20 protein-coding genes are annotated in these 24,736 nt (G+C 56.8%); 7 read left to right on the top strand and 13 right to left on the bottom strand.

Going from position 1 to position 24,736, the window contains the following annotated elements; all coding sequences use genetic code 11:
• Positions 1-126: 126 nt before the first annotated feature.
• The 3 genes from GOX45_RS15175 to GOX45_RS15165 all read right to left on the bottom strand — a co-directional run bounded on the left by GOX45_RS15175 (position 127) and on the right by GOX45_RS15165 (position 3,126).
• On the bottom strand, positions 127-1,626 hold the full coding sequence (locus tag GOX45_RS15175) for an aldehyde dehydrogenase (NADP(+)) (RefSeq protein WP_171101999.1): 1,500 nt from the start codon (positions 1,624-1,626) through the stop codon (positions 127-129).
• Between the two features lie 190 nt (positions 1,627-1,816).
• On the bottom strand, positions 1,817-2,245 hold the full coding sequence (locus tag GOX45_RS15170; RefSeq protein ID WP_171101998.1) for an RbsD/FucU family protein: 429 nt from the start codon (positions 2,243-2,245) through the stop codon (positions 1,817-1,819).
• A gap of 143 nt (positions 2,246-2,388) precedes the next feature.
• The gene (locus tag GOX45_RS15165; RefSeq protein WP_171101997.1) at positions 2,389-3,126 is read right to left on the bottom strand and encodes a GntR family transcriptional regulator; all 738 of its coding nucleotides are present in this window, start codon (positions 3,124-3,126) and stop codon (positions 2,389-2,391) included.
• 83 nt (positions 3,127-3,209) lie between these two features.
• Here GOX45_RS15165 and GOX45_RS15160 point away from each other — a divergent pair, with 83 nt between their 5' ends.
• Positions 3,210-4,748, top strand: a complete 1,539-nt coding sequence (locus GOX45_RS15160) for a UxaA family hydrolase (protein ID WP_171101996.1) — start codon at positions 3,210-3,212, stop codon at positions 4,746-4,748.
• 122 nt (positions 4,749-4,870) lie between these two features.
• Here the strand turns inward: GOX45_RS15160 and GOX45_RS15155 are convergent, their stop codons facing one another.
• The 4 genes from GOX45_RS15155 to GOX45_RS15140 all read right to left on the bottom strand — a co-directional run bounded on the left by GOX45_RS15155 (position 4,871) and on the right by GOX45_RS15140 (position 8,355).
• Positions 4,871-5,668 (bottom strand): methyltransferase domain-containing protein, encoded by a 798-nt coding sequence (locus tag GOX45_RS15155; protein WP_171101995.1) that lies wholly within the window; start codon positions 5,666-5,668, stop codon positions 4,871-4,873.
• Between the two features lie 263 nt (positions 5,669-5,931).
• Positions 5,932-6,651 carry a TfuA-like protein gene (locus GOX45_RS15150; RefSeq protein WP_217350474.1) on the bottom strand — a complete coding sequence of 240 codons (720 nt, stop codon included), beginning with the start codon at positions 6,649-6,651 and terminating at the stop codon, positions 5,932-5,934.
• Positions 6,648-7,841: a YcaO-like family protein gene (locus GOX45_RS15145; RefSeq protein WP_171101994.1), complete on the bottom strand. Its 1,194-nt coding sequence runs from the start codon at positions 7,839-7,841 to the stop codon at positions 6,648-6,650. The genes GOX45_RS15150 and GOX45_RS15145 overlap by 4 nt, the downstream gene beginning before the upstream one ends.
• A gap of 112 nt (positions 7,842-7,953) precedes the next feature.
• Positions 7,954-8,355, bottom strand: coding sequence for a DUF4573 domain-containing protein (locus tag GOX45_RS15140; RefSeq protein ID WP_171101993.1), 402 nt, complete (start codon positions 8,353-8,355; stop codon positions 7,954-7,956).
• Between the two features lie 294 nt (positions 8,356-8,649).
• Here GOX45_RS15140 and GOX45_RS15135 point away from each other — a divergent pair, with 294 nt between their 5' ends.
• From GOX45_RS15135 to GOX45_RS15120, 4 genes are all read left to right on the top strand, one after another.
• Positions 8,650-9,660, top strand: a complete 1,011-nt coding sequence (locus tag GOX45_RS15135) for a pyridoxal-phosphate dependent enzyme (protein ID WP_171101992.1) — start codon at positions 8,650-8,652, stop codon at positions 9,658-9,660.
• A gap of 103 nt (positions 9,661-9,763) precedes the next feature.
• On the top strand, positions 9,764-10,660 hold the full coding sequence (locus GOX45_RS15130; RefSeq protein WP_171101991.1) for an NAD(P)-dependent oxidoreductase: 897 nt from the start codon (positions 9,764-9,766) through the stop codon (positions 10,658-10,660).
• A 131-nt stretch (positions 10,661-10,791) separates the two neighbouring features.
• Positions 10,792-11,592, top strand: a complete 801-nt coding sequence (locus GOX45_RS15125) for a mannosyl-3-phosphoglycerate phosphatase (protein WP_171101990.1) — start codon at positions 10,792-10,794, stop codon at positions 11,590-11,592.
• The gene (locus GOX45_RS15120; protein WP_171101989.1) at positions 11,589-12,806 is read left to right on the top strand and encodes a glycosyl transferase; all 1,218 of its coding nucleotides are present in this window, start codon (positions 11,589-11,591) and stop codon (positions 12,804-12,806) included. Before GOX45_RS15125 ends, GOX45_RS15120 begins: the two co-directional genes overlap by 4 nt.
• Here the strand turns inward: GOX45_RS15120 and GOX45_RS15115 are convergent.
• Positions 12,803-14,551: an alpha-amylase family glycosyl hydrolase gene (locus tag GOX45_RS15115; protein ID WP_171101988.1), complete on the bottom strand. Its 1,749-nt coding sequence runs from the start codon at positions 14,549-14,551 to the stop codon at positions 12,803-12,805. The two genes, GOX45_RS15120 and GOX45_RS15115, sit on opposite strands and share 4 nt — an antisense overlap.
• Positions 14,552-14,932: 381 nt before the next feature.
• Here GOX45_RS15115 and GOX45_RS15110 point away from each other — a divergent pair, with 381 nt between their 5' ends.
• Both GOX45_RS15110 and GOX45_RS15105 read left to right on the top strand, forming a co-directional pair.
• A complete protein-coding gene (locus GOX45_RS15110) occupies positions 14,933-15,151 on the top strand; it encodes a hypothetical protein (protein ID WP_171101987.1) in 219 nt (72 codons plus the stop codon).
• Positions 15,152-15,349: 198 nt separating this feature from the next.
• Positions 15,350-17,563: an NADP-dependent isocitrate dehydrogenase gene (locus GOX45_RS15105; protein ID WP_171101986.1), complete on the top strand. Its 2,214-nt coding sequence runs from the start codon at positions 15,350-15,352 to the stop codon at positions 17,561-17,563.
• Between the two features lie 358 nt (positions 17,564-17,921).
• Here GOX45_RS15105 and GOX45_RS15100 read toward each other — a convergent pair whose 3' ends face one another.
• The 5 genes from GOX45_RS15100 to GOX45_RS15080 all read right to left on the bottom strand — a co-directional run bounded on the left by GOX45_RS15100 (position 17,922) and on the right by GOX45_RS15080 (position 24,454).
• Positions 17,922-19,028 (bottom strand): transporter substrate-binding domain-containing protein, encoded by a 1,107-nt coding sequence (locus GOX45_RS15100; RefSeq protein WP_171101985.1) that lies wholly within the window; start codon positions 19,026-19,028, stop codon positions 17,922-17,924.
• A gap of 44 nt (positions 19,029-19,072) precedes the next feature.
• On the bottom strand, positions 19,073-20,335 hold the full coding sequence (locus GOX45_RS15095; protein ID WP_171101984.1) for an ABC transporter substrate-binding protein: 1,263 nt from the start codon (positions 20,333-20,335) through the stop codon (positions 19,073-19,075).
• 22 nt (positions 20,336-20,357) lie between these two features.
• Positions 20,358-21,137, bottom strand: a complete 780-nt coding sequence (locus GOX45_RS15090; protein WP_171101983.1) for a PP2C family serine/threonine-protein phosphatase — start codon at positions 21,135-21,137, stop codon at positions 20,358-20,360.
• Entirely contained in the window at positions 21,137-22,129 is a 993-nt protein-coding gene (locus tag GOX45_RS15085; RefSeq protein ID WP_171101982.1) for an FHA domain-containing protein, read from the bottom strand. Before GOX45_RS15085 ends, GOX45_RS15090 begins: the two co-directional genes overlap by 1 nt.
• A 99-nt stretch (positions 22,130-22,228) precedes the next feature.
• The gene (locus GOX45_RS15080) at positions 22,229-24,454 is read right to left on the bottom strand and encodes a serine/threonine-protein kinase (protein ID WP_171101981.1); all 2,226 of its coding nucleotides are present in this window, start codon (positions 24,452-24,454) and stop codon (positions 22,229-22,231) included.
• Positions 24,455-24,736: the final 282 nt, after the last annotated feature.

Here is a 24,736-nt window from a genome sequence, read left to right as displayed (position 1 = left end):
ATCCAAAAGGTCATGTGTGTGTTTCCACGTTATATCAGCCGCTCGAAGATCAGGCCCGCGTCGGGGCCGGACCGCGTTCAAATCTGAAACGCGGTGGCTCTGCTCGAACCAGATCGCGGCCCGTTCTTATCGCTGGGGCAGCAGGTCTGTGGGGATGTTTTGATAGCAGACCGGGCGCAGGAACCTGCGGATGGACAACGTCCCGACCGATGTCGCCCCAAAATTGGTTGACGCAGGATAGGGGCCACCATGCACCATGCTGTCACAGACCTCGACCCCGGTTGGGAAGCCGTTGGCCAAAAGCCGCCCCGCCTTACGCTCGAGGATGGGCAGCAGTGATTGCGCGCGGTTCAGATCCTGATCGTCGAACTGCAGGCTACAGGTCAGTTGGCCTTTGATTGTGTTTGCGACCCGCAGCATCTGGTCGAAATCCCGGACCCGAACAACGATGCCGAGCGGCCCAAAAACCTCCTCTTGCAGCTCAGGATCAGCCAGCCAGTCATCACAAGATACGGTGAACAGATAGGGTGCTGCTTCGCGCGTCTCGCAAGGCGTGCCAATGATCTGTTGAACACCAGCGGTGGTGGCGACGCGTTCGACCCCTGCGCGGTAAGAGCTTGCGATACCGTCGGTCAGCATCGTTTGATTAGCGACTTTTGACAGCGCATTCTGCGCTTTGGTCTGAAAGGCGTCCGCGTCAGGGCCCTCCAGGATCAGTGCAATACCCGGGTTTGTACAGAATTGGCCCGCCCCCATGGTCAGCGATCCTGCCCACCCTTCAGCGATCGCGTCCCCCCGTGCTGCAGCGGCATGCGGTAGGATGAACATGGGATTGATCGAACCCAACTCCCCGAAGAAAGGGATCGGTTCCGGCCTTGCGGCGCAAAGGTCAAACAAGGCGCGCCCCGCTCTTAGCGATCCTGTGAACCCCACGGCGCGGATCAGCGGATGTTTCACAAGCGCAGTCCCCACTTCGATGCCGTCACTTTGGATCAAGGAAAACACACCCGGATGTGTGCCCGTGGCCTTCAGCGCCGCGTCAATCGCTTGCGCAACAATCTCACCAGTACCGGGATGGGCCGGATGACCTTTGACGACAACAGGGCAGCCTGCCGCCAAGGCCGCCGCCGTGTCACCGCCTGCGACCGAGAAAGCCAGTGGAAAGTTTGACGCACCAAAAACGGCAACCGGCCCCAACGGGCGTTGGATCATGCGCAAATCGGGCCGGGGCATCGGCGCTCGGTCGGGCAACGCGGGATCGTGGCGTTCGTCCAGATAGTCACCTTGCTCGATATGATCGGCGAACAGGCGCAATTGGCCGGTTGTGCGGGCTCGTTCGCCCTGCAACCTTGCCTCGGGCAAACCGGTTTCCTGAGTTCCTATTTCGGTTAGCACTTCGCCGCGCGCGTCAATCTCATCTGCGATCTGACGCAACAAGGTGGCACGCTCTGCGCGGCTGGACCAACCGAAGGCAAGAAACGCTTCGTCAGCGGCTTGCACGGCCGCATCAACTTGCGCTGCGGTTCCTACCGCAAAATCATGGCTGGGTCCATGTGCAGGAGCGGACGAAAACTGTGCGGTACTTCCAATCCATTCGCCTGAGATGAGGTGTTTTCCGGTCAGCATGACGTTTCTTTCTTAGCAAAGGCGGTATTTGATACGCGAACGCGTCACAAAAGACGCATTGCAGATTTCAATTGGTTAACGCGTACACCACTGATTTCAAGTTCAGATCTGTTGGTCTTGCGAACTCCTTTGAGCAGGTCCAGTACCTATGACCAACAGAAGAAGCGGTTTGCAAATAGTGGCCCGGCCGTTAGCCGATCACCCCTTTTTTGAGAATGATATTGCCATAGAACCTGCGCTCGCCAGTTTGAACAATGGCATAGGCCTGAGCCGCGCGGTCATAAAAGGCAAAACGTTCTAGGGTCTGAATCTGTGCTGGATTGTCAGCGGCCTCATTGATGATGGCCTGAAAATCTGCAACGGCCTCGGGGATCGTTTCGGGCTCACCAACCACTTCCATCGTAAGGGCCGGGTCGGGTACGAACGTGTCTAGCGGCATGAGTGAAAGAACCGCCTTCAAAACCTCACTCGCAGTCGACCCATCGGCGCGGATACACTTTGGCCCGCTGCTTGAGCCGGGAAAATTGGCGTCCACTATGACAATCTCGTCACCGTGTCCCATCGCACGCAGAGAATGCAGCAAATCGGGTGAAAGGATCGGATCGATGTTATGCAGCATTGGTATTCTCCTTTGGCAGGTATGATTTCAGGCGGGCAGGACAGATTGCACAGAACTCGATTGGGTTGATGCAGCCTGTTCGACGTGCAATTCGGGAACGATAACTCTGATACTGCTGAGCGGTGGCATTGTTGAAAGCAAGCTCATTCTGCCGAGTGTGTTCTGCGCGTTGTTGGTTTGAAAAGCTCTTGTTTGTGGTCTTCTAACAGCTCTATGCGCGGCAAAAGCTGGCCAAGATGGTGTCGCATGGCATCCTGCGCGGCACGCTCATCGCGCTGGCAAATTGCATCAAAGATGGCACGGTGTTCCACAAGCGTTTCGGCAGCACGGCCAGGTGTCGGAAGGATAAGCATTCGCGCACGACTGACTTGCAGTGAGACCGTTTGAGCCACCTCAGAAAGACGGCGATATCCTGTAAACTCCATCAAAAGGTCGTGGAACTCTTCGTCTGCCTGGTAGAAGCCAACGCTATCACCATCCTCGATCAACACCTCTTGCAATCGCAAATTCCGGTTGAGCAACCTGCGCTGATCTTCGGTCAGGTCGCGCGCGACTTTCGCAACCGTCGCAAGCTCGAGCGCTTCGCGCAAGAAAGCGCCTTCACGGATTTCGTCCATCGAAAAGTAGGAAACCCGCGTACCTGATTGCGGCACCACATCGACCAGGCCTTCTGCTGCAAGACGAGCAATGGCTTCGGATACGGGTGCGCGTGAAACACCAAGCCTTTCGCAAATGGGCGCCTTGCGCAAACTCACCCCAGGAGGAAAGTCCAATGCCAGTATAGCCTGTTTCATCACGTGATGGACCTGCTGGGTCAGTGACCCTTGGATCGCGGTTATTTCAGGCAATAGACCTGCGTCAATGTCGTGATGGTCACTCATTCGCTTTCACTTATCATTCTAACATGTTAGTTAGCAAGAATTGAATCAACAGCCGGAAATATGCGCGAAAAGTTGGGAAGAGAATGCAAACAGACACTGCCGCGACCACTCATGACGTGATTACGCTGAACCCTGAGGACAACGTAGTGATCGCCCTGCGAGATCTTCCTGCGGGCGCTGAGCCTGAAAATGTGCCTGTTCCGTTGGCCTCGTCGATTTCGCGCGGTCACAAAATCGCGGTGGCCGCAATCGGCGCGGGTGAAAACGTGATCCGTTATGGTCAAATCATTGGTCAGGCCAAACGCGACATCGCCCCGGGCGAGCATGTGCATGTTCACAATCTGGGCATGGGCGCACACCAACAGGACTATGCCCATGCCAGCGCAAACACACCTTTGCCTGCGCGTGCGGAAAACCGAACCTTCAACGGCTATCACAGGTCCGATGGCCGGGTTGGGACGCGGAACTATATCGGCATACTGACGACGGTGAACTGCTCCGGCTCGGTCGCGCGGTTCGTCGCAGAAGCGGCTGAAAAATCCGGTTTGCTGGGCGCTTTCCCGAACGTGGATGGAGTGGTTCCCATTGTGCATGGCACAGGATGCGGGTTGTCGGCCAAGGGTGAAGAATACGACACGCTGTTCCGCACCCTTGCAGGTTATGCGCAGCATCCGAACTTCGGGGGAATTCTGCTGATCGGGTTGGGCTGCGAAGTGATGCAAGTGGCGGATTTGGTCGGAGGTCGCCCAATCCGCCATGATGGCGCGCTTCGTTACATGACCATCCAGAACGAAGGCGGGACGCGACGTACGATTGAGCGCGGTTTGGACGAGTTGCGTGGCATTGCCGAGCTGGCCAATCAGGCCGAACGCGCTCCGGCACCGCTCAGCGCCATTACCGTTGGAATGCAATGCGGCGGCTCAGACGGGTATTCGGGGATCACCGCAAACCCCGCACTCGGATATGCCTCGGACCTGTTGGTTCAACAGGGTGGCACCACGATCCTGTCGGAAACGCCTGAAATCTACGGGGCCGAGCATCTGCTGACCCGGCGGGCTGAAACCGTCGAAGTGGGTGAGAAGCTGATCGAACGCATCGCGTGGTGGGAGGACTATACCGCACGCAACGGAGGCGAGATGGACAACAATCCCAGCCCCGGAAACAAGCGCGGCGGGTTGACGACCATCCTTGAAAAATCCCTTGGTGCTGTTGCAAAGGGCGGTACTGCACCGTTGCGTGGTGTCTACACGTTTGCCGAAAAGGTCGACAAGAATGGCTTTGTATTCATGGACAGCCCAGGATTTGATCCCTGCTCGGTCACCGGGCAGGTGGCTTCGGGGGCCAATCTGGTTGTCTTCACCACCGGGCGCGGATCCGTCTCGGGCTATCAGCCCACGCCTTGCGTCAAGCTGGCAACCAATTCCGAGATGTACGCGCGCATGTCCGACGATATGGATCTGAACTGCGGGGATATCGTGAGTGAAGGTGTCAGCATCGAGGAGAAGGGCCAGGAACTGCTTGAGATCCTGATCCGTGTTGCATCCGGCGAGAAAACCAAAAGCGAAGAACTTGGGTTCGGCGGCGTGGAATTCGTGCCCTGGCAGATCGGCGCGGTGATGTAGCCGGATGAAGGCTATCGGGGGCCTCTTGCGGCTGGGGCGAAACACTACGCCAGCACCAGAACGACCATTCGGGCAACGTACCGAGAAGGTCGGCAGAGAGCCCATTTCGACCGAAGTTCGGCTCAGCCGGTCTTTTTTCCGGTTACGACGAATTGAGGCGAAACAACCAAGTATGTCCCTTCGGCATGCGCTTGCTCGACTTGTGAAACGACGTGATCAACAGCGTCGTTGTCAATCGTGCCACTTTCCTTGGCGTACAGCGCCATATTGCGGATCATGCCGAGCAGCCGACCCTCAACATCTGCATTGGCAATGATTGAAACGCGTACGTCCTGAAAGCCAGCTTCAACGAATGAAACGTAAAGTTTTCGTCCCATGTCCGAATTGCGGCAAGCGTGCGAGGCAGCTTCGACAAAGTCTCTCCAAGGCTGATGTGCAACGGGCTCCGCTACCATCATGTACCAGTCACCGTCGATTGCGTGAGCGAGCCCTCCGGGGCGAAGCACCCGATAAAACTCCATCAATGTGTTGACTGGATCATCAACGTACATGATGGCGTTTCGAGCCGTAATGCGGTCCAGTGAGGCATCACTTAATGGCAGCGAGACGCCATCATTCAGATGGGTCCTCACTCGATCCGAGACACCGGCGACAACGGCATTCTCTTTGACCAAGTTCAGAAACTCGGCGTTGATATCGATTGCGTGGACGCGTCCACCCGTTCCGACTTTGTTGGCGAGCGCCACAGAAACTTTACCGGGCCCACATCCGAAATCGGCAACAGATTGTCCAACAGCGATGTCGGCAGGAATGTAGAGTTGTTCCGCTGCATCATCCCAACCGAAACCACTCCGATAGGCAGACATCCTCTCAGGTTCGATGCTCTTCCAATGCTCTTTGTAGAACGGCTCGCCCGTCAATTGCCTACCCCGATAGCTTCCGGACTAGTCATATCATGGCTTGAATCAAATGGCAGCAAAGTCCCGCAGGTCGGCAGTTCGTGCGGGTTGAAGCGAATGGCAGGTGTACTAGAACGCTCCCTGCACTGAGAAAGTCAACGTATTAACCAAATGAAACGCGGTTGGAGGTAAGAACAGCCATTTCGTTGTAGTGGTAGCCGCTCCCCTTACCGACAAGCCTTGCGGGTCTAAAACTTCTATTTCGCCCTATCCGTGAGCGACCCCTATTGGTGCGTCTGATCAAAGATTGATGTGCGTTCCAGGTGGAATTTGGGCACAAAGCGTTCGGGATCACTCGCCAGGAAGCTGCGCATATGCGTGAGCATTTCAATCGCATCTTTTTTCTTGAGGTCCACGGCGCCGTGTTCCATCCAGGCCTCTAATGCGCTGAGGCCTTCGGCCTCGAGACCGGCGTCGTGGCCCAGATCAATCATCTGCCGATAGGACCGGTTCGAGAAATAGCTTTGATCCATCAGGTCTAGCAGCTTGTCCGCCGTAGCTTGCAAGACGTTGTTTTGCTGAACCGCCGCCGCAAGCGTTGCGCGTATGTTCACGAGCGGTTGCGACAGGGCCGGGTATCCAAGTTCCGCAGGGCCGTGATTCAGGGCCACTTCATCGTCTCGTATCAATTGCCCGTCGCGGTAGCCCTCAAAGATGCGGCCAATCCCGATCATGCCGAACCCGTGCAACTCCGCAGCGCGCAGCGCGCCCATGCTGGAGCTGCCAAAAACGTGAATACCGTGATGCAGGGCCCACAGGATTTCCTTGTGCAGAACCGAGGGCGTCAGCTGAAAATATCCGTCAATTATTCCGATGGCACGGGGCTGGCTGGCCACCGCAGCCATCACGTCTCCCTGCGCGGCGGGTGGGCGGTAATCGGCGTGCAGATAGGCCTGCGCATCGTCTGGCCCAATGGTGGGGCCGCAAAAGATGATGACGGTCACGACATAAGCTCCTGCGCAGAGGCGGCACGCGCGCCGGGGGTATAGCGGTCATCGTCGCAGGCGCCTTCCAGCCCCGGCACCAGAACCCGCACCACTGAGATATGGTCAGACACATAAGGCGCCGTGATGTCGATCAAACAGGCGTCTTTCAGCCCTGCATCCTGAAGCCTGATTTGGACCCAGCTCAAATCGTCTTCGGGCGTCGGCGCATGAACAGATGGGCGCGACGTGAAATCCAACTGCCCCGGACGGGCTATCAATTCGCGAAACGGCATTTCCTTGTAGAAGTCCTGCTGCAAGTCATCCCGAGAGCCGGTGATCAGCGTCAATCGCTCTTGCGCGGCTTCGGTCAATGCACGCGACAGGGCAATCTCACGCATGGGATGGCACCCGGCCCCAACGGACGGGCGCGACAACAGCGCGGGAATATTGCCCCGTTCACAAGCCCAGGTCAGAAAGACAGGCACACCGATATCCGAGGTCACATCCCAAATGGCCAGTTCGATATCCGCTGCGGCGAATTTTTGCAGAATCTGCTGCAAATCCGGGTCTTTGATCGTGCTTTGATCCACCCGGCGGGCATCGCGCCTATCCCACGGCAATTGCGTCCACAGCGCTATTGCATCCCGTTCGATCACCTCGCACAACCCATGCGTCGCTGCCTCGGCCCGCGAATTGCCAGAGGCCAAGCCATTGGAACTGGACAGGAAAAACCCGCTGCCCGGGGGCAGAGGGCGGGTGTAGTTGGTGTGGATCAACTCGTAAGGGGCCCAGATGCCGGTTTGATCTTCCAGCCGCTGCATCTGGATCCAGAGCATCTGTACATAGGGATCAAAAGACCTGCCGCTGTTGAAAGGCAAGTCGTCGATCCGGACGATGTTATGCGAATACCGGATGTCTTCATAACAGGCGTGCAGTACCGGTTGTGTGATCCGCTCGGCATGGAAAATCTCGATCGATTCCATCACGGCCGATGCGACCGCCGCCTCGGGCGTGACGCCTTTGCCCTGGGAAACCGCCATCGAACGCGAGTTTGGCCGGCACGCAACCATCGTTGGCAACCCCACACGATCCAGCCCGGTCACATCAGCAATCCGTGTAATACCAAAGACCGGAAAGAGGGGGCGCAAAAGATCGACAGTCTCGGCGGGGGGGCGGATCCTGTGCGTGCCGCGCAGATAATGTTTCAAGCCAACCCCTCGTTGGACCGTTCAAAGCTTTCTAATGTCCCTGCGCGACTTTTGATCCGCGTTCAAGGGGTGTTGGCACCCAATCCAGACCAACACCCGATAAGCTCAGTCGTCAGACCGCCGAGGTCGGATCGATCTTGGCCCCGACTTGTGTCGGGTCAATCTTGGCTCCGACTTGCCCAGGGTCGATCTTGGCACCGCATTGTGTCGGGTCGATTTTCGCCCCGTGCTGTGCGGGATCAATCTTGGCCCCAACCTGCGACGGATCAATCTTTGCCCCATGCTGAGCAGGATCAATTTTGGCACCACATTGTGCGGGGTCGATCTTGGCGCCAATCTGTGCTGGATCAATCTTTGCACCGACGGCGCGCGGCTCCATGACGCCGGAATTCGCAGTGGAAGACTGCCGAGGCTCTTGCGCGGCAACAACGTCGGTCTTGACCGAAATGCCATCCCTGTCGATCGAAATCATGCGTCCGTCAGGCGCGCGGACAATCATTTGATGTTTTTCCATGAAATACCTCCTGAGTAAGATGTGTCGACTTTTGTTTTAGTGACACCAATGAAACTACGTTTCCGGCTTGTTATCACAAAAAGCCCTTCAAATCACGTAAATACCAACCCATTGGCCTTGGGCAACGCCTGCCCTGGCGGTCCTGACTACGTGTTGCGCGGAAACCCCGCCAATTCGCATCTTGGCCACCGGACTGCCCGGTTATGTAGCGCTTTGGCAAAAAACCTCTCGCTTTTCCACCACGGCGGGACCAAAACCAAAGAGCTCTTGAAACCGAAAGTGTCAGGCCGAAACATGCAAGACCCGATGACATTTGACGTCGCTAAGCCCTTGGCTCTGTTACAGTCCTGCCCGGCCTACACCGCGTCGCCTTTGGTGAAGCATAAGCTGGAAGGTCGTTCGATCCTTATCAAGGACGAAACCCACCGGATGAATCTGGGTGCGTTCAAAGCGCTTGGCGGTGTCTATGCGGTGGCGGAGTTGATCCGCGCCCGTGTCGAAGGCCCTCTGGACCCCGACGAGTTTCTGGACAAACGCGTTCAAAGCGTTGCGGCGCAGCTTACATTTGTCTGCGCCAGCGCGGGCAATCATGGCATGGCCGTTGCGGCAGGCGCACAATTGTTCGGAGCCAGTGCCCGGATCCATCTGGCGAGCACCGTCCCCGACAGCTTTGCCAAGCGCCTGCGCGCGAAAGGGGCCGAGGTTATCCGTTCCGGCCAAGACTATGAGGCCAGCGTCGCCGCGGCGATTGATGATGCGAACACAAGCGGCGCCATTCACCTGGCTGACGGGTCATGGCCCGGATACACCCAAGCCCCACATCTGGTAATGGAAGGCTACACCGTCATCGCTGAAGAAATGTGCGTAACCTTCGAAGCGTCTGGGAACTGGCCGAGTGATGTCTATCTGCAAGCGGGTGTTGGCGGGTTGGCTGCGGCGATGGCCTATATGATCCGCTCGACTTGGGCTGTTCAGCCAAAGATAATAGTTGTCGAGCCTGACGCAGCGCCCTGCCTGCGGGATAGTGTTCAGACGGGCAGAATGGTTACGGTCAAAGGGCCCACCTCGGTCATGGGGCGTCTGGATTGCAAGACACCCTCGATGCTGGCCTTCGATATCCTGCGGGATCGTGCCGACACTTGGGTCACTGTCAGCGACGATCAGGCCCGTGACGCTGTGGACCAGGCCAAAACATTGGGGCTTGCGACCACACCCTCGGGCGCAGCTGGACTGGCGGCTTGTTTGGCAGAAAAAGCAGACAGACCGCTTGTCATCCTGTCAGAAGGCAACCTGGCAGATGGTTAAGCTTTCGGCTTGCCTCGACAGCCGGCATGCGCATGGTGAATGCGTTGCGCCCGGAGGTAAGCCAAACAGACTCTGGACCCTGTTTTTGTAGAAGGACTTGAAGATGACAAAACCCACGATTGGTTTCATTGGCGTCGGCCTCATGGGTCATGGTATGGCCAAGAACATCATCGCCAATGGCTATCCTCTGGTGGTGATGGCGCATCGCAACCGGGTGCCGGTTGATGACTTGCTGTCCCGTGGTGCCACCGAAGCGGCGTCGGCCAAAGAGATGGCCGAGCAATGCGACATCCTTCATCTTTGCGTTTCGGGCAGCCCACAGGTCGAACAATTGGTTCGCGGAGAAGAGGGTATTCTGGCTTCGGGCAAAGAGGGGCTGATTGTGGTCGATTGTTCAACCTCTGATCCGGTCTCGACACTGCAACTGGCGCAAGAGCTGCGCCAGGCGGGCATGGACCTGGCCGACGCGCCTTTGGGGCGCACCCCAAAAGAGGCCGAGGCCGGAACGCTGGATGCGATGGTTGGTGCCGCACCTGAGACCTTTGCCAAGATCAAGCCAGTGCTTGACTGTTGGGCCGGTCTGGTTGTGCATCTGGGCGAGGTGGGCTTGGGCCACAAGATGAAACTGATCAACAATTTCATCTCGCTGGGCTATGCCGCTTTGTATTCCGAGGCCTTGGCCATTGCCGAGAAATCGGGGCTGAGCGTCGAACAGGTCGATTCCGTTATCCGCCCGGGCCGCTTGTCGAACGGGTTTTATGAGACCTTCATGAAGTGGTCGTTGGAGCGCGACGAGAACGCTCACAAATTCACCGTGACCAACGCGCATAAGGATATGCGTTACCTTGCCAATCTGGCCAATAGCGTGGGTGCGGTGACCCCGGTGCAGGCCGATGTTCGCAACGCGCTTGCTGCCATGGAGGCTGCAGGGCAGGGGCAGAAATACCTGCCGATGCTCGCGGATTTCGTGGCGAACATGAACGGGTTAAAGCGCGGCTGACGCGCCCCGGTTTGATCGCGGCCGCAGGGCATGCTCAAAAACAAAGCGGATCGGCACGGGATGTGCCGGTCAGCACCATTTGCACCTGACCGGCTGTTGCGTCTGTCAAAGATCGGGCCCTATGATCGGGCATGACCGAAGACCTAGGCCTGATGATCTTCACAGATCTGGACGGAACACTCATCGACCACGAAACCTATCGGTGGGATGCCGCAAAACCGGCGCTGAAGGCTCTTCAATCGTTGCCCACTGCCGTCATTTTAGCCAGCAGTAAAACCGCGTTGGAAATCAGTGGTCTGCGGGCGAATCTGGGCTTTGAGAAGTGGCCCGCCATCGTCGAAAACGGCGCGGGTATACTGCCGCCCTTTGCCGACGACATTCCCGATCGGACACACTATGACAGGTTACGCGCAGTGCTGGACGCAATGCCAAAAGGCCTGCGCCAACCGTTCAAGGGCTTTGGCGATGTATCGGCAGCTGGTGTTGTCGAGATGACGGGCCTCAGCCCCGATGCTGCGACCCTGGCCCAGCAGCGCGGATTTTCCGAGCCGGGGCTTTGGCAGGGATCCGACGCACAGAAGACAGATTTTCTTGCGGCCTTGCAAAGTCAGGGCATCACGGCCCAACAAGGCGGCCGCTTTCTGACGCTTTCTTTCGGGCGGAACAAAGCGGATTGTATGACTGAGATCATCGCGCAGCATCACCCCCGGCATACGATTGCGCTTGGGGATGCGCCCAATGACGTGCTGATGTTGGAACATGCCGAATTTGGCGTCGTGGTCGCGAACCCGCATCGCCCGGCCTTGGGCCCATTGAAAGGCGAAGACAGCGGGCGCATCCTGCGAACAGAGTTGGCCGGGCCCGCAGGATGGAATAGAGCTGTTCTGGACCTTCTGAACAGACTGGACTTGCAAGGGAATACTAAGGAATGAGCGACTTTCACCAGAACGGGAACATCGCAACGCTGCATAATCTCAACACTCGATCCCTCGATGAACTGGAATATGAGCTGCGCAGCTTTGCCGAAACCCGCAAGATTTCTCTGGTGTTGCCGTGCCTCTATTCCGAGCTCGAAGGCCAGGCGATGCCGCATATCCTGTCCGAGCTGTCAAAGGTCAAATATCTGCACCGGATCATTATTGGCCTGGATGCGGCGGATGAGGCGCAGTTTCGCCATGCCAAGTCGTTCTTCAAGGACCTTAACCAAAATCATATCGTGATCTGGAACGACAGCCCGCGCATGCTTGCACTGGGAGAGCGGTTGAAGAAAATGGGCCTTGCCCCCAGCGAGCAGGGCAAAGGCAAGAATGTCTGGTCCTGTCTGGGCTATCTGATCGGCTGCGCTGACAGTTCGGTGATGGCCATCCATGATTGTGACATCCTCACCTATGACAAAGAGCTTTTGGCCCGGCTGGTCTATCCCGTGGCCAATCCCAGCTTCCCTTATCAGGTTGCCAAGGGATATTACCCTCGGATTGGCGGGCAGAACCTGAACGGGCGCGTGACGCGGCTGTTGGTCAGCCCGATCCTGATTGCCCTGAAACGGGTCATCGGCGACCGCGATTATATCGATTACCTGCGCAGCTTCCGCTATCCCCTATCGGGTGAATTTGCCATGCGCACCGCCATTCTGCCCGACCTGCGCATCCCCTCCGATTGGGGGCTGGAAATAGGTGTTTTGTCTGAGGCCTGGCGCAATCTGGCCCCCAAGGCGGTTTGTCAGGTGGATATCTCGGACGCCTATGACCACAAGCATCAGGATCTGAACCCAGACGAGGCCCATGCGGGCCTGAACCGAATGTCCACCGATATCTGCAAAGCCATCTTCCGCAAACTGGCGGCTGACGGAACGGTTTTTACGCCGAACGTGTTCCGCACGCTCAAGGCCACCTATTATCGCTGTGCGCTGGACCTGCTGGAGGCCTATTACAACGACGCCAAGATGAACGGGCTGTCTGTCGACCGCCACAAGGAAGAGCAATCAATTGAGATGTTTGCCGAAAACATCATGCGTGCGGGGCAAATCTTCTTGGACAACCCGCATGAGACGCCGTTTATCCCGACCTGGAACCGCATACATGCGGCTGACCCAAGCTTTCTGTCCGACATCACCCAAGCCGCCCGCGCGGACGAAAAGGAATACTAACTGCGATTACTGATCCAGCGGCACTGATAGGGCGCAAGTGTAACAGTATCGGTCGACATATCCACGACATCACCGCTTAGCAGATCGACCCAGGCCTCATCATCGATAAGGTTCATCGACAGATGCGGAACCTCGACCGTCTGGTCGCTGACATTGTGCAGGGCAAAGATCGATTGATAGCGGTCCAGGCTTTGACGCCAAACCCCAAAAACGCGATCCTCGAGTGGGATGGTGAATTGTGTGGCGTTGGGGTGAAAGGCCGGTTGGCGCGTTCTGATCCGCAACCGATCTGACAGCGCTTTCAGAACTCTTGCCTGCGGGGTAGACGGATCATCCAACAACGCGTTCAACGTCGGGTAATCCCATCTGTGCCGGTTGATCCCGCGTTTCATGCCGCGCCGTTCGACCTGTTCGTGATCGTTGGGGGCGGCCAGCAGCGAATGGATATAGAAAGCCGGAATGCCTTCCAGCGACATCGGGATGGTTTGCGAGCAGACGAACCGATCGAAGTGATGATCATCCTTGCCTGCAAAGGTCTGCGCCGTGGCCTCGTAATAGGTGGTATTTATCTCATACGGGGCCTCGCGCCCGTCGGGCAGGGCGCGCATCGAAACAAGCCCCCCAACCTCTTTGATCGTGTCGATCATCCGCGCCTGTTCCTCGGCGGGCAATATCCCTTCGGCAGGGCGCATACCGATACCGTCATGGCTGGCGGTAAAGTTCAGATAGGCGCATCCCATCTGAGCAGGCGGCATCCCGCTTTGCCAGCGGCGCAGATAAGCGGCCGAACCCGACATGACCGCGTGCAGGATCAGCGGGGGCAGGGGAAAATTGTAGATCGCATGCGCCTCGTCCCGGTTGCCAAAATAGCTGAGGTTTTCTGTTTTCGGCACATTGGTTTCGGTCAGCAGGATGATCGTCTCAGTCGCATAATCGCACAGCAGACGCATCAACTTCACGATGGCATGGGTCTGGGGCAGGTGGATCGAGGGTGTGCCCACCTCTTTCCAAAGAAAGGCGACGGCGTCCAAACGGATGATGCGTACGCCGTTGTCTACATGCAGGCGGATGATCCGCAGAAATTCCAGCAACACCTCGGGGTTCGAGAAATCCAGATCAATCTGATCATGGCTGAACGTACACCAGACATGTTTGGGCCCGTTTGCCGTCTCGACCTCTTGCAACAAGGGCGTGGTCCGGGGGCGCACAACGTCGCTCAGGTCATCATCGGGCGAGGCCTCGAAAAAGAACGCGTCATAGGGCGATTGCCCCTGCCGATAGGCGTTGAACCAGGTCCCCTGACTTGAGACATGGTTCAGCACAAGATCAGACATCAGGTGAAAATCGCCACCAATCCGGTTGATATCGGCCCAATCCCCCAGCTGCGGGTTCACCGACTGAAAATCAGTCACGGCAAAACCATCATCCGAGGTGAAGGGAAAAAACGGCAGGATGTGAACACCGTTCACCACCCCTTTGAGGCGGCGCAGCAGAAAATCATGCAGCAAATCCAGCGGTTTATGCGCACCATCCAGGATCGAGTTGCCATAGGTTATGACCAACGCATCTTTTTCGCTCCACAGATTGTTGCTGGGCACACGACCGCGTTTTCTGGGATGTGCGGTGTCTGGCCAAAAGGCGTCAACAACCTGCGCGCCCAATTCGGCGGCATTTTGATCCGGATAGACCTGCCCCAGTAACGACTTCAGCCGAGCGTCAAATGTTCGGGCCTTGGATGGCTGCATAGAAACCTCTTTACTCTTTCGACGCACAGATACTGACCGCCATATTCTTGAGACTATCCACAGGTCTTGTCCACTCGGTGCCAGCTTGCAAGCAGAACTTGACGGGAAGCTGTTCAAATTTCAGGCAAAACCGCAACTTGTGGGACTGATATCCTTAGTTCGGCCGCATTTTCTTGTGAAGGTTCAAACAGGTTAAATGGCGAGGGGTGGCAGATCTGCAAACCCGAACTTCAAGCCAGCAGACCTGCTTTTTGAACTGTGAACGGGTCCAAAGAACCCGGATTTGAGCTTAAGGACTTTACATGATAACCCGCCTTGCCGCTTTGCTATGTGCTGAATTCTATGCGCAGGGTTGATGAGTTCGCTTAGGCTAAAAGAGAGATGGGAGACTTCCTGGGCACTTCCGGCAAAAGCGGTCGGCTCTTCATGCTGCGCCTGATCGGATCAAAAAGCATTCAAGTCGACCAAATGGCTGACAAAGGATCAGGTGCGCATCTGAAACAGGCGATTTCAGACTGTATTATTCATCAACATGAAAAGAGCGATTTAAGCGCCTTCTATGCAATGCTGAAATTGCCAGAGACTCCGAGAGGGCTTTAACGTTCACTTTCCCGCCCCGTGTCAATTTGCGCCCGGATAGGTGATTGATCCCAAGCCAATCCTGATTTAAGGGAGGCCCTGTCACATCAGAGTCTCCGGTTGGGTTTCATTACCCCGTTACGGCTCGGTGCCAGGTTGGACCATGGCACATACTCTTGGATCGCACGCCCCTGAAAGGCTTAAAAAAGGTAACGGAACATGGCAGAAAAATCGAACTTCGATATATTGTATACCATTGTAGACGAAGCGCCGGAGCTGGCGAGCGCCTCGTTCCTGCCCATCATTCGCAAATTCGCATCCGCTGCGGGTGTCAGTGTCGGCACCAAGGATATCTCGCTGGCCGGTCGCATTCTGGCGACCTTCCCCGAGAATTTGACCGATGAGCAGCGTATCACTGATGATCTGGCCGCGCTGGGTGAACTGGTGAAAACCCCCGATGCGAATGTGATCAAGCTGCCCAATATCTCAGCCTCGGTCCCGCAGCTGGTGGCGGCCATCGAAGAGCTACAATCGCAGGGCTATGACATCCCCACCTATCCCGAAGAGCCTTCGACCGATGAGGAAAAGGCCATCCGCGCGCGCTATGACGCGATCAAGGGCTCGGCCGTGAACCCGGTTCTGCGCGAAGGCAACAGCGACCGCCGCGCGGCGAAGGCGGTGAAGAACTATGCCCAGAAGAACCCGCATTCGATGGGGGAATGGGCGGCATCCAGCCAGACCAAAGTCTCGTCGATGTCAGGCAACGACTTCTATGCCAACGAGAAATCGGCCACCATCACCGCTGCGCAGGCATGCGATGCAAAGATCGAATTTGTTGGCAAAGATGGCAGCACCACCGTTCTGAAAGACGGCTGGCCGCTGGAAGAGGGCACCGTAGCAGACGCGACCTTCATGTCCGTCAAAGCTCTGTCGGCATTTCTGGCCGATGCCATCGAAGACACCAAAAAAGACGGCACGATGTTTTCGCTGCATATGAAAGCCACGATGATGAAGGTCAGCGACCCGATCATCTTTGGCTATGCGGTCAAGGCGTGGTTGGCCCCTGTGTTCGACAAGTATGCCGCTGAACTGGACGCGCTGGGTGTAAACCCGAACTCGGGCCTGGGTGACCTTCTGGAGCGGGTGAAAGGCAATGCCGAGATCGTGGCCGCCATTGACGCGCTGAAGGTCGACCACCCGTCGATGTATATGGTCGACAGTGACAAGGGCATCACCAACCTGCACGTGCCATCGGATGTGATCATCGACGCCTCGATGCCTGCCGTGATCCGTGCAGGTGGCAAGGGCTGGGATGAAACCGGCGCCAAGGGTGACACCAATTGTGTGATCCCCGACCGCTGCTATGCACCGGTCTATGATGAGGCTATCAAGTTCTTCAAAGCCAATGGCGCGTTGAACCCGGCGACTGCTGGTGCGGTTGCCAATGTGGGCCTCATGGCGCAGAAGGCAGAAGAGTACGGCTCGCACCCGACCACGTTCCAGGCCCCTGCGGATGGTACAATCCGCATCGTTCTGGCCAATGGTGAGACGCTGCATGCGCATGAAGTTGAGGCCGGTGATATCTGGCGCGCCTGCACCGTCAAGAAAGCGCCGATCGAAAATTGGATCCAACTGGCGGTGGACCGTCAGCGCCTGACCGGGTCCGAGGCGATTTTTTGGCTGGACGCAAACCGGGCCCATGACGCCGAGCTGATCAAATACGTCAAACCGGCGCTTGAGGCTGCTGGCGTGGCCGACAAGTTCCAGATCATGGCCCCGCGCGAAGCAACGCATCAGACGCTGACAACTATTACGGCCGGTAAAGACAGCATCGCCATCACCGGCAACGTGTTGCGTGACTATCTGACCGACCTGTTCCCGATCCTGGAACTCGGCACGTCGGCCAAGATGCTGTCGATTGTGAAACTGATGCAGGGTGGCGGTCTGTTTGAAACCGGCGCGGGTGGCTCGGCACCGAAGCACGTGCAACAGTTGGTCGAGGAAAACCACCTGCGGTGGGACTCGATGGGTGAGTTCTGCGCACTGGGTGAATCGCTGAACTTCCTGGCCGACAGCAAAGGCAATGCCAAGGCCGGTGTTCTGGGGGCTGCAGCCGAAGCGGCAACGCAGGGGATCCTGGACAACAACAAATCGCCCAGCCGCAAAGTGGGTCAGCCGGACAACCGCGACAGCCACTATTGGTTCGCCCGCTATTGGGCCGAAGCCCTGGCGGCGCAGACGGAAGATGCCGATCTGGCAGCGGAGTTTGCACCCATTGCCAAAGCGCTTGCCGACAACGAACAGCAGATCTTGTCGGAATTGGCAGCAGCCCAAGGTCCTGCGGTCGATCTGGGGGGGTATTACCACACGGACGCAGCAAAAACGGCCAAGGTCATGCGTCCCAGCGCCACGCTGAACGCAATCATCGACTGATCTTGCCCGACAACGAAAACGGAAAAGCCGGCCTGCTTGGGCCGGCTTTTTTCGACCGTTCCCTCAAATACACACGAAAAAAGGCTGGCCCCCATAGCCAGCCTTTTTCTGAGTGAGTGGGGCGGCCCTAAGCCGACACCGGTATTGTTAAGCCCAGTCTAGAACATTGGACCCGAAAAAATATTCGGGGTTTCCCGTAGACATGAACGTTGTAGGTTCGCGGAAAGACCAAAATTCGTCCGAATTATGGTTAAAGTTTGCCGCTGCAACTTTTGACTGTTCTCGGCAGAACGTCTTGTTCATGAGCGAAAAAGGGCCGGTTCAACAACCGGCCCCAGTGAATGCGTAAACCGAGGGATCAGTTCGACGCTGCAATCAGTTTTTCGTTATGCTCACGCAGAGTGTCAGAGATGATGGCGTACCATTCTCCTGACTCGCGCATTTCGTTCAGACCTTTGTTCATCATCGCGATGTACTCTCGCGCGAATGGGTTTGTACGGTGCGCCAGGAAGCTCATCGACGACAACGTCGACACATAAGGATTCTCGACAATGTCAGACGAGGTCAAGCCCATGTCCTTCATCGTTGCCGCAAACAGTTCCACTTCGAACGCTGCAACATCGGCTGTACCTGTTAGAACAGCGTCGAGGCACTCGCGTGCCGAGTTAGGCTGGACCACAGTCGTGTTGTTGTAATTCAGGCCAACCTCTTCCAAAACCACCATGCTCCACCCTTGCATGCGGCAGATCGTTGAACCTTCAAGATCGCTGAACGTGGTCGCATTGGTATATTCGCTCTCAGGCAGAGTATAGAAACCGCCGACAACGTCATAAACTGGAACTGAAGCAACAAACTGCGTGCACCGTGCTTCGGTCTCTGGGGACCACTCATAAGACCGGTTTGTACAGTCTGGCACGGTCCACGCGATCGAAATGTCAAACGCGCCCAGGGGCAGAAGCGTTTCCAAGTGCGAGGTCCAGTCATCAACAAAGCTGACCGAATAGTCACGGCTGTTGCCCGCCCGCTGCAAGCTCGTTGTAGCCAGGCGTGTCATGATGCCACCACCAGCAAGCGACTCTGTTGTGAACGGTTCCCAGCCGTTGCCTGCAACCATCTTGATTGGCGGAGCATAAACGTTTGAGCGTTGCACGCTCGCGGCACGCTGCTCTTCTGCGGCGATGATGTCCTGAGCCGAACGGCCATCCGGCAGGCTGCCGTCTTCGCACGGCAAGGCTAGAACAAGACCCGGCTCTAGCGACCCAGGGTTCGTTATTGCGTTCCGATTTGCGTTAAAAATCGGCTGATAGTTCGATGTTCCATAGGCCGCGATCGCGATGGTGGCCATCGTATCTCCGTCCTGAACCGTGTAGTTAGTGCAGGCCTCTTGTGCTGCCGCTGCGCTTGCACTGAGAGCGGTGAGGGCAGATGCCGACAGTACTGCTTTCTTCAGTTTTTTGTTAAACATGTCCACTTCCTCCAGACTATTGTTTTGCCCGGCCAACTTGGGCCTTAGCCATTTTCCATTTGGTAACGAAGAGCTGTTGACACGATGTCGCGCCATTCGCCCGATTGCTGCATGATCGCCAGACCCTGGTTTAGCGTCTCAAGGACAGCTACCCCATCTGGATTATCTTTGTGGGTCATGACGTTAAGCGACTTGATTGCCGCCAGATTGGGGTTTTCGATTATCTGATGCTCATAGCCCAGACGGCTGATCGCCTCGTCGGCCAGATGGGCTTCGATGGCGATGATGTCAGCCTCACCTTGCATGACCGCGTGGAAGCAATCATCCGGAGAGACTGGCCGCATCAAGGTTATGACGGGTTCATACAAGCTGACCGCATCCATATGAGACAAAGACCAACCTTCGGGGCGACAGATCGTTGTCCCTGCGAAATCCGCGTAGCTGAGCGTCTGTTCATAGCCAGAGCCTGACAACGCGAAGAACGTATCAACGACTTCATAGAACGGGTTCGAGAAGTTGTAGGTCTCGCAGCGGTTACGGTCGTTTTCAGACAGGCTTTCGGCTGCTTCGCAATTTGGGCGCGACCACGGGAATGTGCCGTCAAAAGCCAGTGTCGGCATGAGCAAATCGAGATGCGAAGACCAGTCATTGACGAACTGGATCTTGTATCCTTGCTCGGGCGCGGCCCGCAACATGGCGGTCTCAACAAGCTGCGTATACAAACCGCGATGGGGCAGGGCTTCATCCGTGAACGGGGCGTAGTTTCCACCTGTGATCAACAGCAGCTGACGATCACGGATTTCAGGACGCTCACTGTTGGTTGCGTTCCGGATCAACGCAGCACCTTCAACCCGCGCGGCCTCAATCTCGGCCTTGGCGGCGGCCTTGGCGGCAATGACCGCGTCTTCGCTTGATTTTTTGGCAGCTGCTTCGGCGGCGGCGACACGGGCTTCCGCATCAGCGATTGCCTTCGACGCGCGCTCTTCTGCAGCTTTCACCAATTCCGAAGCCATTTCGACCGCCATGCGTTCTGCTTCGGTCTCCGGCTCGGGCAGGGCCCGTCCCACGTCTTCCAAACAAGGAAATGTCAGCACATCACCGATCCGGATGATGTTGGGGTTTGACCCGATGACATCACGGTTTACGTCATAGAGAAAACCATAGTCTTCCGTCGCATAAACCGCGATTGCCAGTTCGCGCAGACTGTCGCCGCGCTGAATTTCGTAGGTTGAGCAGGCTTCTTGTGCCGATGCTGCGCCAGTTGCGGCTGCGAGCGCAAGGCTGGATATGATCAGATGGTTTCTCATGTGTCCTGTATTTCTACCAATTTCACGAAAGGGCCGGCTTAACGACGGCGATTGATATGTTGTCCTGATCCGGGTCGTTTTTTGCGTGAAGCGCTTGCAGCAACGCATCTGCAATGTCGCGCGCCGGGGCATTCAGATGCGCACGCATCAGTTGCTCAATTTCGGTGTCACTCAGAAACTGAATCCCGTCGCTGCCCAAGACCAGGATGTCGGAAGATTTCAGTTCAAACGGAACTTCACGGCTATCGACCTTCGGAATCTCTGCACCCATGATCACCGAAGTCAGCTGATTGCGATCCGGGTGCGCCTTGGCTTGCGCCTCTGTCAGCGAGCCGACGGCAACTTGGGCATCGATGACTGGCGCCATCGAGTGATCTTCATTGATCTGCTGCAATTTGTCGTCGCGGAACAGGTAGAGCGGGCTGTCACCAATCGAGATCCAAAACACGTTTCGATCTAGCAGCAACACACCCAAAAGGGTCGACCCAAGCTGAATACGGTGATCTTCGCTGTGGCTTGCTACGGCCGCGTTGGCCTGCATAGCAGCCAAGGGCAAGACATCGACAAGAACATCCTGCGAAAGCTCTTGGTCTTCCAGCAATCCGTCGAACGCCGCACGCCAGGTCGAGACACATAGGCCAGATGCAACTTCGCCTGCATCGTGACCTCCCATCCCGTCGGCCACAACGACATAGCCCGCCTGCGCCGCGTCGAAAACACGGGCAGCAATCGCATCCTCCTGCGTATCTCGCTGACCCTTATCCAGGATCAGCGCAACATCATATGCAGGGGTTGCCAGCATCAGTCGGTATCCCGCCAGTCAAAGCCATCATCGCAGAAGGCTGCAAAACGGAGAGAGGTTTCACTGATGCGGATCAGGTCACCGCTGGACAGTGCGATGGTGCTGAGGACAGGCTTGCCATTCAAACGCACAAGGTTGGCCTTGCCACCATGGCCCAGATAGCATTTGCGATCTTCGGGGTCGTAAGCAATCACCGCATGGTTACTGCGCGAGATGCCGGTATCGCCGAAATCCAGCTGAATGGCCTGATCATCATTCCGACCGATCTGCATCAGTCCTTCGGTCAAGGTAACAGCTGCGCCGCGACCCGGGCCCGAGGTTACAACAAGCCAGCCGACGGGGAATGTGGGCTCTGCCGCTTCGGTCTTGGCGACCGGAGCTGCCGTTTCCATCAAGTCCTGTACCTTGGTGTCACCGCGCTCGAACCCAAGGAAGGTAGTTTTGACGCGAGACCGGCGGTCACCAGTCGGAGCAGTTGCCGGGATCGGCGTTGGCTCTGGTGCTTTTGCGAGAGGCTCGGGAACACTCAGCTCCTCTTCTAGTTCGACTTGCTCGACGATTTCGGCAACCTCTGTGATGTTTTCAATCTCAGGGGTTGGCTCCGCTTTCTCTTCAGCCACCTCTATCGTCGCCTCGGCAACGGCTGCCATGACCTCTTCTTGGCTGGAAACGCCCTGTGCTTCGGTCAAATGCAAGGTGACAACCGGATCATCTTCTGACGCGATTTCGGTTGCAGCAGGTTCCTCTTCCACGAGGTCTTCCTCGGGAAACTCTTCCATCTTCTCTTCTGGAAGCAACTCGTCGGCGTCGTCATAGCTCTCTGAGCCAAGATTGCCACCAGCAAGCGCGTTTCGCAGCGCGTTGAAATCCGCGATGGGCTCAGGCTGGCTGTTGTCTTCGGCCTGTACCTCGCTGACGTCTGCGAGATCATCGTCCTTGGCTTTGCCGGCACCTTCCAGAAGCCGGCTCAGAGGGCTTTTATATTTGAACATGGTGTCGACACCTTCTTCGCTAATGATGCGGGGCAGAGCCCGCGGGTTAATTCAGTTCTCAGCGCCGAAGCGCGGGGTTGAGGCAGATGCGCCGCGCGCTCAGTTTCCTGCCAGTTGCATGGTTGCGGTTGTTTCGGTTCCGTTGCGCAGCACGGTGAATTTGGCTTCGGGCGTGTTCTCGGCCACCAGCGTCGCCAACACGGCGTCCAAAGCCTCGGGCTGGTCAATCGCTGTATCGGTGTTGCTTTCACGCAAGACGATGTCGCCGACCTGAAGACTTGTCTGACCTTCATTAGCAATCGAGTTCACTACAGTTTGCCAGCCGCTATCCGAAACATGTGACGCCTCAAAGGTCAGGCCGTTCTCCAGCCCGATGCTACGCTGTGCGGGAAGCGCCAAAAGGCCGTTCTGAGCACGCGTCTGCCCAAGTTCGCGATAGCGCGCGGCCTTGCGGATATGGCCATCAGGATCAACGGTAAAGCTGTCCAGAAAATGAGCGGCAAGAGAAAGATCTGCGCGCACCGGGTCACCATTCAGCGTGAAGATGGTCGCGCCACGCTGCACCCATTCACCAATGACCGACATGTCCTGGTTTGGGTTCACAGCGGTGACCGCGATTGTGTTGCCAGTGGACGCGCGCCGAAGCGCCGTTTGGAACGGAATGGTCACATCCCAATGCGCAAACGACACCTGTTTTTCGGAAAGGTTGACCGGTGTTGACGCCGCCTTTGCAACGGGCGTCACGTCTTCAGCCACGGTTTCATTAAGCTGCGGTGCGGCCGCAGCTTCGATGGGATGATCCTCGGCCGCTGTTTCGTCGGACGCTTCTTCCAGCGCCCGCGCCAATGCAGCGGCCAAAGGTTCTAGCGTTGCCGCAACCTCGGGAGTAACGAACTCTTCCTGCTGGGCAGGCTCGGTCGGTGCAACATCTGAATCCGCCGCCGGGGCCGGCTCGGCCGGTTTCGGCTCTGTGATGGCCTCGGCGGTCTGCTCGATCGGTTCCCCGGCGACCGCAATGGCATCGTTGGCCACTGCCGCTTCGGGGCTTGCCTCGGGCGTACCAGTGTTGCCCGACATCACATAAAATCCGCCTGCGGCCAGCGCAATCAACGCAACACCTGCAAGCAGCACAAATTTCTTGGTACCCCCGGTACCACTTCGGACGACGGTATCTACCGCCACCTTGTTGTCATCGTCCGAGGAAAATTTGGCCAGATCTTGATCCGCCTTATCCTCGTTTCCGAGGGTCAAGTCAGCGTTTCCGGCCAGCAGCGCAGTGACAACGGCCTCGGCGTTTTCGCTCTCGGCCTTGATCCGCGCTGCCTCTTCTTCCTTGTCCTTGCGGTCCATCCCGACAATGACCGAGATCGGGCGATGCTCGAACGTGTCGAACATGACGTCCGGGCCACGGAACATACGCAGCCAATCCAGCGCCGATTGCAGACGGTCGGTGGCATGTACCTCCATCGCCTTGTCGATCGCTTTCAGAAAGTCTTTGGGATAGCCGACAAAACGACCGTCGAGCGGCGAATAGGGATCGGCATGGCCACTGTTGAACGCGTTCAACCGTGTCTGACCGTCAATCGGACGCTCACCACTGATGGCGTGGTAAAGGGTTGCCGCAAGCACATAGAGATCGCTGCTGGGCCCTTGATCTGCACCCCGCACGTAGAATTCGTGTGGCGAATACCCGTCCTTGATCACCCGCAACGTCATCAGCGCCGCGGATTTATGGGCCGCCTGCTCGCGCGCCGCACCAAAATCGATCAACACCGGCTGATGATGCTCGTCGATCAGAATATTGTCCGGTGAAATATCACGGTGCAACATGCCGCTTTGGTGGATGAATGCCACCGCAGACAACATTTTTTCGGTCACCTGAACGATGAAGTCCGGGCCCCGGTCGTTTTCGGGGTTCTCGACATATTCAAGCAGATCGCACCCACGGATCAGGTCCATCGCGATATAGGCGGTGTTGTTGTCTTCGAACACCTGATGCACGTTCACGATATTGGGGTGCACCAATCGCGCGTGATTGCGCGCCTCGAGAATGAACAGGTCTATGATGGCGCGCAGGTCTTCTTTGTATTCAGGATCGGCCGGTTCAACCAAATCACCGCTGCGTTTACACAGCGCCCCGGGGAAGCACTCTTTGATAACCACGTCACGTTCAAGGCTGTCGCGCGCCAGATATGTGATCCCAAAACCGCCATTGCTCAGAAAGCGCAGGATTTCGTATTGCCCGCGCAACAGTTTGGCGCCTGGTTGCAGACCTTCAATTTGAGGTTCGTCGTGCGTCGTGCCGACAGCCTGGTTGTGGCTCATTTCTTCCCGCCCATTTAATACACATTGCGGCAAAGCTAACTGGGCTTTCAGCCCGCGAACTCACAACCAAACACAGCCGCAGAAACTTAAGACTGTTAGACGGTTCAAATCTGACTTTATTGGGGCCGCCGCATGGCTTCACTAAGGACTTAAAAAAGGGTGAATCAATATATTGAGATATCGACCTCTTCGACGCCATATATAGTGTTGCTGAGTTGGGTAAACCGCACCATACCCCGCATTTCCCGGCTATTGGTCACTGAATTCGAAACAATAGCAGCC

The organism is Ruegeria sp. HKCCD7255 (genome assembly GCF_013031565.1).
Classification (GTDB): Bacteria; Pseudomonadota; Alphaproteobacteria; order Rhodobacterales; family Rhodobacteraceae; genus Ruegeria.
The sequence above is the reverse complement of the archived record's forward strand: the minus strand, read 5'-3'. Positions and strand labels throughout refer to the sequence as shown.

Bases quoted from the DNA above. Each gene is read 5' to 3' on its own strand.
- GOX45_RS15175 (WP_171101999.1), bottom strand. From the start codon at position 1,626: ATGCTGACCGGAAAACACCTCATCTCAGGCGAATGGATTGGAAGTACC.
- GOX45_RS15165 (WP_171101997.1), bottom strand. From the start codon at position 3,126: ATGAGTGACCATCACGACATTGACGCAGGTCTATTGCCTGAAATAACC.
- GOX45_RS15110 (WP_171101987.1), top strand. From the start codon at position 14,933: ATGGGAGACTTCCTGGGCACTTCCGGCAAAAGCGGTCGGCTCTTCATG.
- GOX45_RS15120 (WP_171101989.1), top strand. From the start codon at position 11,589: ATGAGCGACTTTCACCAGAACGGGAACATCGCAACGCTGCATAATCTC.
- GOX45_RS15095 (WP_171101984.1), bottom strand. From the start codon at position 20,335: ATGAGAAACCATCTGATCATATCCAGCCTTGCGCTCGCAGCCGCAACT.
- GOX45_RS15160 (WP_171101996.1), top strand. From the start codon at position 3,210: ATGCAAACAGACACTGCCGCGACCACTCATGACGTGATTACGCTGAAC.
- GOX45_RS15100 (WP_171101985.1), bottom strand. From the start codon at position 19,028: ATGTTTAACAAAAAACTGAAGAAAGCAGTACTGTCGGCATCTGCCCTC.
- GOX45_RS15130 (WP_171101991.1), top strand. From the start codon at position 9,764: ATGACAAAACCCACGATTGGTTTCATTGGCGTCGGCCTCATGGGTCAT.
- GOX45_RS15080 (WP_171101981.1), bottom strand. From the start codon at position 24,454: ATGAGCCACAACCAGGCTGTCGGCACGACGCACGACGAACCTCAAATT.
- GOX45_RS15170 (WP_171101998.1), bottom strand. From the start codon at position 2,245: ATGCTGCATAACATCGATCCGATCCTTTCACCCGATTTGCTGCATTCT.
- GOX45_RS15090 (WP_171101983.1), bottom strand. From the start codon at position 21,137: ATGCTGGCAACCCCTGCATATGATGTTGCGCTGATCCTGGATAAGGGT.
- GOX45_RS15085 (WP_171101982.1), bottom strand. From the start codon at position 22,129: ATGTTCAAATATAAAAGCCCTCTGAGCCGGCTTCTGGAAGGTGCCGGC.
- GOX45_RS15135 (WP_171101992.1), top strand. From the start codon at position 8,650: ATGCAAGACCCGATGACATTTGACGTCGCTAAGCCCTTGGCTCTGTTA.
- GOX45_RS15115 (WP_171101988.1), bottom strand. From the start codon at position 14,551: ATGCAGCCATCCAAGGCCCGAACATTTGACGCTCGGCTGAAGTCGTTA.
- GOX45_RS15140 (WP_171101993.1), bottom strand. From the start codon at position 8,355: ATGGAAAAACATCAAATGATTGTCCGCGCGCCTGACGGACGCATGATT.
- GOX45_RS15105 (WP_171101986.1), top strand. From the start codon at position 15,350: ATGGCAGAAAAATCGAACTTCGATATATTGTATACCATTGTAGACGAA.
- GOX45_RS15125 (WP_171101990.1), top strand. From the start codon at position 10,792: ATGACCGAAGACCTAGGCCTGATGATCTTCACAGATCTGGACGGAACA.